The organism is Streptomyces sp. NPDC001933 (genome assembly GCF_042890955.1).
Classification (GTDB): Bacteria; Actinomycetota; Actinomycetes; order Streptomycetales; family Streptomycetaceae; genus Streptomyces.
The window spans coordinates 240,388-252,170 of the sequence record NZ_JBIASS010000016.1; the positions used below are offsets into that span (position 1 = coordinate 240,388).

General features: G+C 68.5%; 10 protein-coding genes and 4 pseudogenes. 8 read left to right on the forward strand and 6 right to left on the reverse strand.

Translation table 11 applies throughout. From position 1 onward, the window contains the following. Nucleotides 1–117 precede the first annotated feature (117 nt). The 4 genes and pseudogenes from ACFYY7_RS32715 to ACFYY7_RS32730 all read right to left on the reverse strand — a co-directional run. Nucleotides 118–276 (reverse strand): annotated as a pseudogene (locus ACFYY7_RS32715) (NADP oxidoreductase); the annotation flags it as partial. Between the two features lie 51 nt (nucleotides 277–327). Then, nucleotides 328–732: a YrdB family protein gene (locus ACFYY7_RS32720; protein ID WP_388667455.1), complete on the reverse strand. Its 405-nt coding sequence runs from the start codon at nucleotides 730–732 to the stop codon at nucleotides 328–330. A 161-nt stretch (nucleotides 733–893) separates the two neighbouring features. Continuing rightward, nucleotides 894–2,012, reverse strand: coding sequence for an IPT/TIG domain-containing protein (locus tag ACFYY7_RS32725; protein WP_388667456.1), 1,119 nt, complete (start codon nucleotides 2,010–2,012; stop codon nucleotides 894–896). A 274-nt stretch (nucleotides 2,013–2,286) separates the two neighbouring features. Continuing rightward, nucleotides 2,287–3,033: an IPT/TIG domain-containing protein gene (locus ACFYY7_RS32730; protein WP_388667457.1), complete on the reverse strand. Its 747-nt coding sequence runs from the start codon at nucleotides 3,031–3,033 to the stop codon at nucleotides 2,287–2,289. A 796-nt stretch (nucleotides 3,034–3,829) separates the two neighbouring features. On the opposite strand from ACFYY7_RS32730, the gene ACFYY7_RS32735 reads away from it, so the two are divergent. The 4 genes and pseudogenes from ACFYY7_RS32735 to ACFYY7_RS32750 all read left to right on the forward strand — a co-directional run. Then, on the forward strand, nucleotides 3,830–3,952 hold the full coding sequence (locus ACFYY7_RS32735) for a DUF397 domain-containing protein (protein WP_388667458.1): 123 nt from the start codon (nucleotides 3,830–3,832) through the stop codon (nucleotides 3,950–3,952). Nucleotides 3,953–3,954: 2 nt separating this feature from the next. Beyond that, a complete protein-coding gene (locus tag ACFYY7_RS32740) occupies nucleotides 3,955–4,083 on the forward strand; it encodes a DUF397 domain-containing protein (protein ID WP_388667459.1) in 129 nt (42 codons plus the stop codon). A gap of 316 nt (nucleotides 4,084–4,399) precedes the next feature. Then, on the forward strand, nucleotides 4,400–5,260 hold the full coding sequence (locus ACFYY7_RS32745) for an alpha/beta fold hydrolase (protein ID WP_388667473.1): 861 nt from the start codon (nucleotides 4,400–4,402) through the stop codon (nucleotides 5,258–5,260). A gap of 178 nt (nucleotides 5,261–5,438) precedes the next feature. Next, nucleotides 5,439–5,661: pseudogene (locus tag ACFYY7_RS32750) on the forward strand (transposase); the annotation flags it as partial. 48 nt (nucleotides 5,662–5,709) lie between these two features. On the opposite strand, the pseudogene ACFYY7_RS32755 reads toward ACFYY7_RS32750, so the two are convergent. Beyond that, nucleotides 5,710–5,814 (reverse strand): annotated as a pseudogene (locus ACFYY7_RS32755) (peptide-methionine (S)-S-oxide reductase); the annotation flags it as partial. A 277-nt stretch (nucleotides 5,815–6,091) separates the two neighbouring features. On the opposite strand from ACFYY7_RS32755, the gene ACFYY7_RS32760 reads away from it, so the two are divergent. Next, on the forward strand, nucleotides 6,092–6,508 hold the full coding sequence (locus tag ACFYY7_RS32760) for a hypothetical protein (RefSeq protein WP_388667460.1): 417 nt from the start codon (nucleotides 6,092–6,094) through the stop codon (nucleotides 6,506–6,508). A gap of 2 nt (nucleotides 6,509–6,510) precedes the next feature. Continuing rightward, nucleotides 6,511–8,886, forward strand: coding sequence for an FxSxx-COOH system tetratricopeptide repeat protein (gene fxsT / locus ACFYY7_RS32765; protein ID WP_388667474.1), 2,376 nt, complete (start codon nucleotides 6,511–6,513; stop codon nucleotides 8,884–8,886). Between the two features lie 62 nt (nucleotides 8,887–8,948). On the opposite strand, the pseudogene ACFYY7_RS32770 reads toward fxsT, so the two are convergent. Then, a pseudogene (locus ACFYY7_RS32770) lies at nucleotides 8,949–9,053 on the reverse strand (peptide-methionine (S)-S-oxide reductase); the annotation flags it as partial. A 345-nt stretch (nucleotides 9,054–9,398) separates the two neighbouring features. On the opposite strand from ACFYY7_RS32770, the gene ACFYY7_RS32775 reads away from it, so the two are divergent. Next, a complete protein-coding gene (locus ACFYY7_RS32775) occupies nucleotides 9,399–9,815 on the forward strand; it encodes a hypothetical protein (protein WP_388667461.1) in 417 nt (138 codons plus the stop codon). A 2-nt stretch (nucleotides 9,816–9,817) separates the two neighbouring features. After that, nucleotides 9,818–11,783, forward strand: a 1,966-nt coding sequence (locus tag ACFYY7_RS32780) for a tetratricopeptide repeat protein (RefSeq protein WP_388667475.1), incomplete at its 3' end; no start/stop codon positions are given.

Sequence of the window (11,783 nt, forward strand, 5' to 3'; positions counted from 1 at the left end):
GGCACCCCTGATACGTGACCGTGGCCCGGCTGCTCCACGCGGAGCAGCCGGGCCACGGTCACGTGGGACCGCCGGCAGCCGGGCCGATACGGCCGGGACAGGGCTACTGCTGCTCGGCCCCGGCCCCGTCGCGTATGCCAGCGGCGGCGCGATCGCCCGCACGTCCGCCTGCTCCTGCACCCACAGTCCGATGTACAGCGCCGCGGTCGCCTCCAGCAGCCCGGCGCGTGCCAGCCCGCCCGCGGCCACCGGCGCGCAGCCCGCGTCCCGCACCAGCCCGTGCAGCGACTGAACTCCGCAGGCCCCGCCCCTGATGCCGCCGCAACGTCAGCCGGCCGCGCCACCGTTCAGCCGTCGCCGGAAGGTCTCCGCCACCCCCGTGTTCACGACCACCACCACCCCGAAGAACACCGCGGCCACCGAATGCCCCACGGCATGGACCGCGTACACACCACCACCGAGCACCACCGCCTTGACCAGCAGAACCCCCGCGAGCGACGGCCGGAAACGGGCACGAGGCGCGGCGAACAACCCCCAGACCAGGGCGGCGGCAGCGGGCGCCCCGATCCCCAGCAGCCACCGGGCAGCAACACCGTCCCCGGTGACGAAACCCCACCAGGCCAGAGCGGCCAACGCCGCCACCTCGACGACGAACGCCAGCAGTTCATTGGCCATGAACCAGGCCGGACCGGCCGGTGTGGCAGGAGTGCCGCGGCCTTCGCTCGTTGTCAACGGGAACTCCTCTTCGTACGGTGGCCGACCGGGGTGGCCGGACCCCGCAGTCCAGCAAGGAGGCGAAGATCCTGTCAACGCCGACGGCGAGCTGTCGAGCCGAGTCGGATCTAAACTTGAGCCGGCCTGGGACGGGGATGTTCGCCGCGCCGCCCGACCGCTCAGACGGCGGGTGAGCCGACTCGGGTGTAGGGAACGCCGATACTGGTGCCACCCGGGGTGACGACCCTGACGGTGACCGCGCCCAGCACGCCGGGCGGCGCCGTGGTCGTCAACTGGGTGTCGGAGACCACGGTGAAGCCGGCGGGCACGCTCCCGAACAGCACCGCGGTGGCATACGTCAGTCCGGAGCCGGTGACGGTCACCGTGTTCCCGCCTGCCGACGGTCCCTGGGCGGGTACCAGACCGGCGATCACCGGGACGCCCAGATACAGGTAGGTGAGGGTGTTGCTCGTGCCGCCGGGCGTGGTGATGCTGACCGGTACGGTGCCGCTGACACCGGGCGGCACCGTCGCTCTGACCTCCGTGGCCGAGACGATCGCGGAGGGGGCGGCCGCCGTCGGGCCGAAGCGAACCGTGCTGGCCTGGAGGAGATTCGCCCCGGTCAACGTCACGGCGTTGTTACCGCTCACCTGACCGGAGCCGGGGGCGACGCCGTTGAGGACCGGTGCGCCGAGGTAGTAGTAGGAGACGGCCTGAGTGCTGGTGCCGCCGGGCGTGGTGACCGTGACGGCGACCGGTCCAGGGCTGCCGGTGGGGACCACCGCGGTCAGCTGAGTCGCCGAGACGAAGGTGAACGAAATCGCCGAGTTCACGCCGAAACGAACAGAGGTCGTACCGGTGAAGCCGGTTCCGGACAGGGTGACGGTGTTCTGGCCCGCGAGTGGTCCCTGGGCAGGGGCCACACTGTCCAGAACCGGAGCGGCGACATACGTGTAGGAGATACCGGCGCTGGTGCCGCCCGAAGTGGTGATCGTGACACTCAGCGGGCCGGCGGGCGCGGCGGGGGCGATCGCGGTGACCTGGGTGTCGGAGACGGTGATGAACGCGGCGGCCGTGGTGCCGAAACGGACCGAGGTGGCACCGGTGAAGCCGGTCCCGGTCAGCGTGACCGTGTTCCCGCCTTCGACCGGCCCCCGGGTGGGGGTGAGGGAGCTGATCGTGGGCGTCGCGACCGTTACTGCGGCCGCCGGGAATGGACTGCTCGTCGTGATCGCGTGGGCCGCCGCAGCCGTCGACGGCTGCGCAGCGTGGGGCATTGAGCCGGCGGAGTGCTCCACTGCCGTTCTCCTGTCAGGGTGGTGTGACCGGGGTGTGGTGGACAGGACGTCATGGACGGGGGGTGTTGTGGACGGGACGGGACGAGGGGACCGGAATGTGAGGTTCGGGCGCCGCCCGGACCTCCTGGCCGGGCGGCGCGAGCGAGTGGTGCCGAGTGGGTACCCGCCCGGCCGGGCGCGGAGCGCGCCGACCGGGGCGGGCATCATGCACCGGAAGCGGTACCGGCGCCGGGCGCTGTTCCGCGCCTACGGCCGGTGCCACAGCCGTGGCGGATCAGATACCGGGGCCCGCCACATAGGTGAAGGCGCCGACGTCCGTGGCCGTGCCCGCGGGGTTGGAGAGACCGACGTCGACCGCGCCGACGGTACCGGCCGGGGTGACGGCGGACACCGTCGTCGCGTCGATGACCGAGAACGGTGCCGGCACCGCGTCGAACGTGACCTGACTCGTCGAGGTCAGGTTGGTGCCCGTGATCGTCACCGCCGTTCCGCCGGACGTCGGTCCGGAAGCCGGAGCGACCGCGGTGATGGTCGGGACGTCGATGTACGTGTACGACAGACCGTTGTTGGATCCTCCGGCGGTCGTCACACTGACGCCCACCGGCCCGGCTGCCGCACCCGCGGGCACGACGACACTGATCTGGCTGTCCGACAGCACCGTCGGCGTGGCGGTATTGACGCCGAAGGACACCCCCGTCGCGGTGGACAGGCCGGTGCCGCTGATGACAACGGTGTTGCCGCCTCCGGTGGGGCCCGAGCTCACGTTCAGACCGGACTTGAACGGGGCGCCGACGTAGAAGAACGGGATCGGATTGCTGGTTCCGCCCGGGGTGGCCACCGTCACGCCGACCGCGCCGGAACCGGACGGTGAGACAGCGGTGACCTGGGTGGGCGAGACGTTGGTGACACCGGTCGCCGGCTTGGTGCCGAAGAGCACCGCGGTGGTGCCCGTGAGGTTGGTGCCCGTGATGGTGACGGTGGTACCGCCACCGGTGGAGCCCTGGTTGGGACTGATTGGCATGATCGTCCTCCGTGTTCCTTGAACTGACCTCTCGAATCCGGAAGTTGACTTCGAGACGGGCCCGGATCAGGACCCATGGCCGCGACTCGGACCACCGGGACGCTGTCCGGCCCCGGCCGTCCGCGCTCACCTCCCGCTCGACCGGTCCCCGGGGACGCCGCTGGGCGAGCCCGGGGAACCTTCCGAAGGGCGCCTGTTGTGGGGAACGGCGCCGTCATCGGCCGTCCGCCGAGCAGGGCATTCGGAGCCGTGATGAGCCGAGTCGCGCGCCGGCCGACCCCGCAGGCCGTGGCCGGCCGGCTGCTCTCGTGGCCCCGATGACGAGGTGTTTTGGTGTGCGCGTTGGATCGCGCACCGCTCACATGCAGAGGCCGGGGGCTGCCGCACCAGTCCCTGCTGCTGTTCGGCAGGGACGACTGGTCGGATCCAAGTCCTCTACAGGGGCGCCCATCGCGGCCATCCGGAGCAAAAGATGCCAAGGTCCGTCATGCGTGGACGGTCGGCGAACAGAACGGTTCCGCGCTCCCCCGGAGAGGGATGGGCGGCCCACCGGTTTGGTTACGCAAGTGACCCATACAACTGGAATATGACACAAGTGCTATGACGGGCAGTCACCTGAACGGACGAGCGTACTGGGGGCGGGCGAATCAGTACGCCGGGGGTACCCGAATCCGCCGCTTCTCTCGCTGTGCGCTCCCCGAATCCAGCGGCCTGAATTCAGCGCGGAGGCTCTCCACCGCGCCGCTGGCAGGCGACGTGGTTCGCCAGGGCATCGAGCTGTCGGCAGCGGCAGTCGGTGCCCGGCGAGAGCCGTCGCAGCTGGACCTGCAGCGGCACGGGTGGCGACTGCGTCGAGGTGGGCGGGGCTTCCGGCTTCGTGCCGGTGCGGGACAGCGAGGCGTCCCGGCAGCCTGCGTAGAGGTGGCGATCACGCACAGCAGCACGGTTCCGGTCCGCGACAGCAAGAATCTCGGACCCGTTGTCGCCTTCAGCGGTCGCAGCTGGTCGGCGTTCATCGCTGATGTGAAGGCGGGACCTGGCGCCCGCTGACCGTCTCTCCGGTGGTCGTTCCAGCAGGTTGCTGAGGTTGAAATCGTGATGCTGCGACCGGTCTGACGGTCAGGCCGGTCACAGACCCCACACCCGCAGATCGCGCCGTCGGCCTCCCGAACGTGCGGTGCCGGACCCTGCGCATAGCGTCCTCGCTACCCGGTCACCGCCCCCTCGAAGGAGTCCTCGTGAGCGACGCGTACTCTCCCGTCCCCGAACTGAACTTGCTCAAGGAGTTCCAGGACAGCCTCGAAGCTTGTTCTTCAACCTTTGGCAGGGACTCAGAGAGACCGGTAGGTTCTCCGCAGTGACCTTGATGGAGACGCAGGGCCTCGTGTCGTTGACGGACGAGGCTCAGTTGCGCTGGACAGCGCTGGGAGACACCACCCGGCAGCCGCCCGTAGTCATGCTCCATGGCGGTCCGGGTCTGCCGGACTACCTGGGCGATGTCGCCGCCATGGTCGCGGACCTTGCGCCCGTGTACCGGTACGACCAGCGCGGCACGGGCCGGTCGCCGTGGCGGGGGCGCCATTCCCTCGCCCGGCATGTCGACGATCTCGCCGAGCTGCTCGACGCATGGAACGTGTCCAAGGCCGTGCTGATTGGACATTCCTATGGCACCGACCTGGCGAGCCGGTTCTGCCTGGCGCACCGTGACCGGGTTGCCGCGATGCTGCTGATGTGCGGGCCGTTCGTCGGTGATTGGCGCTCAGGGGACCGAGCGGAGCGCGATCGCCGTATGTCCGCAGTACAGCAGGAGCGGCTCCGCGCTTTGGAGGAATTGCCGGACCGCACGGAGGAACAGGAAGTCGAGCTGCTCACGCTGGCCTGGTTCACCGACCACGCCGATCCCGAACGCGGGTGGCACTGGGCCGCGCAGAGCGGCCGACATCGTCGCCCCGTCAACTGGACCATGAACGGTGAACTTGGCAGGCAAGGACGCGCGGACCCGCTCGATGCGCATCTGGCCGAGTTGCGCGCGTGCCTGCCCCCGCGAGCGGAGCTCCTTGGTGGGGCCGACGATCCCCGCCCTGTGTCGGCTCTTGAATCACTCGCGCTCCGGCTCGATCTTCCGCTGAGGCGGATCGAGGGCGCTGGGCACGAGCCCTGGCTGGAGCAGCCTGACGCCGTGCGTACGCACATTCGGCGATTCGTGCAAGGCACGGTGGGCGCCTAGGGTTTTGGCCGGTTTGCTGGCTGACGTCGTCCTCAGCTATTGGCATCGCGGAGGGTCCGGTGTCGAAATGGGCCTCGAACTGCGTCGCTCACCTGGGGGTTCGCCGGACGTGGGGGCGGCCTTCGTCTGATCATGTGCTCCGACCAAGGTGCACGTGACCACGACGAAGGCCGTGAGGGTGAGTCTGCTGCCTGATGCTGTCCGGAGGGAAGCGTCACGCTTCCGGGGCGAGTTCTACGAGTGTCTGACCGCCCGGCGTGACGAGTTGTTCTAACTCACCGACGCGTTGCTGTGTGCGGGCGGTGCTGGCCGGCCTGTCGCTGCCGCGTTTCAACGGCGGGCGCCTGGTCCTGGCGGTCGATGTGTCGCCGTGGCTTCGCTCGGACGCGTCATGTTCCTCGGCGCACTCGACCTGGACGTACCCCACGCCGTAGGCGCCGCCGCCCGGCTCACCCCTCCGCCGGAGCCACCCCGATCGGGCACGAGACCCCCGTGCCGCCGATGCCGCAGTAGCCCGCCGGGTTCTTGTCCAAATACTGCTGGTGGGACCGCTCGCGGCGACAGGCACTGGGCCGTGCCAGCTGGTGTCGAGGCGGGACCGTGCTGACGTTTCGACCTCCATGGCGGAGGTCGGGATGTCACTCGCAGGCCGCACCCTTCATCCCGCCTGCTCAAGTGGGTGGGATTCTCCTGTATGGCCAGCTTGTGGCTGGCTGGTTTCCGTGGGTTCGATGGGTGAGCTTCGCGATTTGCTCGTCATCCTGCTCGGAAGCCGGTGTTGGTGAGCCAGACTGGACTGGTTGAGGTCGCAGGAGGACGGGGAGTCCGGGGATGAGTGCTGAGATCGCTGCTTTGGTGGATCAAGCGGGTCCGTATCTGACGGCGGCTTTGGGTGCCTATGGTGTCGGGGTGTTGGCGCGGGCTGAGGATGCTGCTGTTGATGCCACGGCGAACGTGGGGCGACGGTTCCTGGATGTCGTTTGGCGGCGGCGGGGTGAGCAGGGGCGCGCTGAGCTGGAGGCGGCCGTGCGCGATGCAGCTGAGGAGCCCGATGACGTGGACGCTGCGGCGGCGTTGCGTCAGCAGATCAAGCGCGCGTTGCGTGAAGACGCCGAACTTCTGGCGGATTTGGCGGCCTTGTTGCCTGCCGGGCAGTCGGTGTCGGTGACGGCGTCGGGTGAGCGGTCCATCGCCGCGCAGCACATCACCACGGCGGTCACCGGAGACAATGCCACCCTGCGGCCGTGACCATGCCGGGTGATGTCCCCGAGCCTCCTGGCGCTGAGGCATCGGGCGAGAGAGCGCTTGCCGCGCAGTCGATCGGCGTCGCGGTGTCGGGCGACCATGCCCGGTTTACGGTGCTGCCACCTCAAGTGGCCCAGTCGGCGAAGGAGGTGGATGCGCCGCCTAGTACGGCCAATCTTCCTGGGTCGGCTTCGGGGGTGTTCGTCGGCCGGGAGGATGCGCTGGATCGGCTGCGTTGCATGCTCACGGGTTCGGGTGACGTGGCGGTGACGCAGACAGGTGCGGTTCACGGGCTGGGCGGTATCGGTAAGAGCACGTTGGCCGTGCACTACGCGGTCCGATACCGGGATGCCTACACCTTGGTGTGGTGGATCAACGCCGAGAGTCCGGAACTGATCGAGGCCGGACTTGCAGCGCTGGCAACCCGGTTGTGCCCGCACTGGGCCTGCGGCGCTGCGGCTGAGGAGCGTGTGGCGTGGGCGGTGGCCTGGTTGCAGTGGCATCCGGGCTGGCTGCTGGTCTTCGACAACGTCGAACACCCCGACCGCTTGCGCCCGTACCTCGGTTCCCTGCCCGGAGGGCATCATCTGGCGACCAGCCGCAAGGCCACCGGGTGGCACGCGATCGGCCCCACCCTGCCGCTGGACCTTCTCGACACCGCTGCGTCCGCCGACCTCTTGTGCGAGATCGCCTATGGCGGATGGGCACCGACCTCGGAGCAGCGTGGGGAAGCCGAGGTTCTTGCCGCGGAACTCGGGTACCTGCCGCTGGCCCTGGAGCAGGCCGGCGCCTACCTTCACCAGACGGGTAAGGGAATCGCCGCGTACCGGAGGGCGCTGCCACGGATGCTGTCCAAGCACTCCGAGGGCACCGACCCTGAGCGCACCGTGGCCCGCGTCTGGAACCAGTCTCTCCAGGCCATCCGTGAGCGTGATCCGCTGGCCGTGACGCTCCTCAACGCCGCCGCCTGGCTCGCCCCGGACAACATCCCCCGCACACTCCTGATACCCCTCGTCTCAGACGTGGACGAGGCCGACGACGCGGTAGACGAAGCACTCGGCGTTCTGCACGCCTACAACATGGTTACGCTCTCGGGCGCTGCCTTCAGCGTGCATCGCCTCCTGCAAGCCGTACTGCGTATGCCCGTTCCCGGAACTGACCACGCCGCCACGGGTAGAACCGCTGCTGAACAGGCCCTCCTGGTGTCCCTTCCCTCGTCCGGAGGTCCCTTGACGGCTACCACGCGGCAGTGGGAAGAACTGATGCCCCACATCACCGCACTCGCCACCAACCTCCCACCAGCCAGCGCCACAGACGCCACCATCAAGCTCTTCGACCGCTCTGCCATCCAAGCCCGGCAGGCTGGGCAGAGCGCGCGGGCCATTCCCCTCCTGTCGGTCACCCTCGCCCAGTACGAGCAGGTGCTGGGCGACACCCATCCCGACACGTTGATCAGCCGGAACAACCTCGCCGACGCTTACCGGGAGGCGGGGGATCTTGCGCGGGCCGTTCCGCTGTTTGAAGCCACCCTCGCCCAGTACGAGCAGATGCTCGGCGACACCGATCCCGACACGTTGATCAGCCGGAACAACCTCGCCAACGCCTACCAGGATGCGGGGGATCTTGCGCGGGCCATTCCCCTCCTGTCGGTCACCCTCGCCCAGTACGAGCAGGTGCTGGGTGAGACCCATCCCGACACGTTGATCAGCCGGAACAACCTCGCCAGCGCCTACCGGGATGCGGGGGATCTTGCGCGGGCTGTTCCGCTGTTTGAAGCGACCCTCGCCCAGCGTGTGCAGGTGCTGGGTGAGACCCATCCCGACACGTTGATCAGCCGGAACAACCTCGCTGGCGCCTACCGGGAGGCGGGGGATCTTGCGCGGGCCGTTCCGCTGTTTGAAGCGACCCTCGCCCAGCGTGTGCAGGTGCTGGGTGAGACCCATCCCGGCGCGCTGATCAGCCGGAACAACCTCGCCCTCGCCTACCAGGATGCGGGGGATCTTGCGCGGGCTGTTCCGCTGTTTGAAGCGACCCTCGCCCAGCGTGTGCAGGTGCTGGGTGAGACCCATCCCGGCGCGTTGATCAGCCGGAACAACCTCGCCAGCGCCTACCGGCAGGCGGGGGATCTTGCGCGGGCCGTGCCGCTGTTTGAAGCCACCCTTGCCCAGTACGAGCAGGTGCTCGGCGAAACTCACCCCAATACCCTGATCAGCCGGAACAACCTCGCCCTCGCCTACCAGGAGGCGGGGGATCTTGCGCGGGCCGTTTTGCTGCTTGAGGCCACCCTTGCCCAGTACGAGCAGGTGCTCGGCGAAACTCACCCCAATACCCTGATCAGCCGGAACAACCTCGCAAGAGCGAAGGCAGCCCAAGAGAGATAGCCGCCTGCGCTCGGCATGTTCAACGGCTCGCAGAGCCGCCAAAAGTCGTACGAGCCCTACGCTTACCCGTCGGCCGGTGCCACGCCGATCGGGCAGGAGACGCCGGTGCCGCCGAGCCCGCAGTAGCCGTTAATGTTGCGCGAAAGGTACTGCTGGTGGGGCCGCTCGCGGTGTCAGGCGCTGGGACGTGCCGACTGGATCGAGGCGGGACCGTGTTGACGTTTCGGCCTGCATGACGGGGGTCGGGATGTCCGTCGCGGGCCGCACCCTCCGTCCCACCTGCTCAAGCGGGTGGGACCCTCCTGTATGTCCAGCTTGTTTTGTGCCGAGTGGCTGTCGGTTGCTCTGTGAGCCGGTCGGGATGCCGACGGGGTTGGGAACTGGAGGCGGCTGGCTGGTTTCCGTAGGTTCGATGGGTGAGCTTCGCGATTAGCTCGTCATCCTGCTCGGAAGCCGGTGCTGGTGAGCCAGACTGGACTGGTTGAGGTTGCAGGAAGACGGGGAGCCCGGGGATGAGTGCTGAGATCGCTGCTTTGGTGGACCAGGCAGGACCGTATCTGACGGCAGCTTTGGGCGCCTACGGCGTGGGGGTGTTGGCGCGGGCTGAGGACGCTGCTGTTGATGCCACGGCGAACGTGGGGCGACGGTTTCTGGATGTCGTTTGGCGGCGGCGGGGTGAGCAGGGGCGTGCTGAGTTGGAGGCGGCCGTGCGTGATGCGGCTGAGGAGCCGGATGATGCGGATGCTGCGGCGGCGTTGCGTCAGCAGATCAAGCGCGCGTTGCGTGAGGATGCCGAACTTCTGGCGGAGTTGGCAGCCTTGTTGCCTGCCGGGCAGTCGGTGTCGGTGACGGCGTCGGGTGAGCGGTCCATCGCCGCGCAGCACATCGCCACGGCGATCACTGGAGACAACGCCACCCTGCGGCCGTGACTATGCCGGGTGCCGTTCCTGATGGAACTGACATCGAGGCGTCGGGTGAGCGGTCGATCGGCGCACAGTCGATCGGGCTCGCGGTGTCGGGTGATGTCCGTTTCGTGAACCTGCCGCCCCAGGCAGAGCACTGGGCAAGGGAGGTGAAGGCACCGCCGAACACGGTCAATCTTCCTGGGTCGGCTTCGGGGGTGTTCGTCGGCCGCGAGGTCGCGCTGGATCGGCTGCGTTGCATGCTCACGGAGTCGGGTGACGCGGCGGTGACGCAGACAGGCGCGGTTCACGGTCTGGGCGGTATCGGTAAGAGCACGTTGGCCCTGCACTACGCGGTCCGATACCGGGATGCCTACACCCTGGTGTGGTGGATCAACGCCGAGAGCCCGGAACTGATCGAGGCCGGACTCGCCGCGCTGGCAACCCGGTTGTGCCCGCACTGGGCCTGCGGCGCTACGGCTGAGGAGCGTACGGCATGGGCGGTGGCCTGGTTGCAATGGCATCCGGGCTGGCTGCTGGTCTTCGACAACGTCGAACACCCCGACCAACTGCGCCCGTACCTCGGTTCCCTGCCCGGAGGGCACCATCTGGCAACCAGCCGCAAGGCCACCGGCTGGCACACGATCGGCCCCACCCTGCCCCTGGACCTTCTCGACCCCGCTGCGTCCGCCGACCTTTTGTGCAGGATCGCGTACGGCGGACGGACATCCACGCCGGAGCAGCGTGAGGAAGCCGAGGCTCTTGCCGAGGAACTCGGATACCTGCCGCTGGCCCTGGAGCAGGCCGGCGCCTACCTTCACCAGACCGGTAAGGAAATCGCCGCGTACCGGAGGGCGCTGCCACGGATGCTGTCCAAGCACTCCGAGGGCACCGACCCCGAGCGCACCGTGGCCCGCGTCTGGAACCAGTCTCTCAAGGCCATCCGCGAGCGTGATCCGCTGGCAGTGACGCTCCTCAACGCCGCCGCCTGGCTCGCCCCGGACAACATCCCCCGCACACTCCTGACCCCCCTCGCCTCAGACACGGACGAGGCCGACGACGCGGTAGACGAAGCACTCGGCGTCCTGCACGCCTACAACATGATCACGCTTTCCGGCCCCACCTTCAGCGTGCACCGCCTCCTACAAGTCGTGCTGCGCACACCCGCTCCCGGCACCAGCCACCCCGCCACGGGCAGAACCGCTGCCGAACAGGCCCTCCTGGCGTCCCTCCCCCCGTCCGGAGACCCCTTGACGGCTACCATGCGGCAGTGGGAAGAACTGATGCCCCACATCACCGCCCTTGCCGCCAACCTCCCACCTGCCAGCGCCACTGACACCACCATCGACCTCTTCGACCGCGCGGTCATCCAAGCCCGGCAGGCTGGGCAGAGAGCGCGAGCTGTTCCGCTGCTTGAGGCCACCCTTGCTCAGTGTGTGCAGGTGTTGGGCGACACCCACCCCGACACGCTGGTCAGCCGGAACGATCTCGCCGGCGCCTACCGGGATGCGGGGGATCTTGCGCGGGCGGTTCCGTTGTTTGAGGTCACCCTTGCCCAGCACGAGCGGGTGCTGGGCGACGCCCACCCGGACACGCTGAGCAGCCGGAACAACCTTGCCGGTGCCTACCAGGATGCGGGGGATCTTGAGCGGGCGGTTCCGTTGTTTGAGGCCACTCTCGCCCAGTGCGAGCGGGTGCTGGGCGACACCCACCCCGACACCCTGACCAGCCGGAACAACCTCGCCGGTGCCTACCAGGATGCGGGGGATCTTGCGCGGGCGGTTCCGTTGTTTGAGGCCACTCTCGCCCAGTACGAGCGGGTGCTGGGTGACACTGACCCCGACACGCTGAGCAGCCGCAACAACCTCGCCAGCGCCTACCAGGATGCGGGGGATCTTGAGCGGGCGGTTCCGTTGTTTGAGGTCACTCTTGCTCAGCGTGTGCGGGTGCTGGGTGACACTCACCCCGACACGCTGAGCAGTCGGAACAACCTCG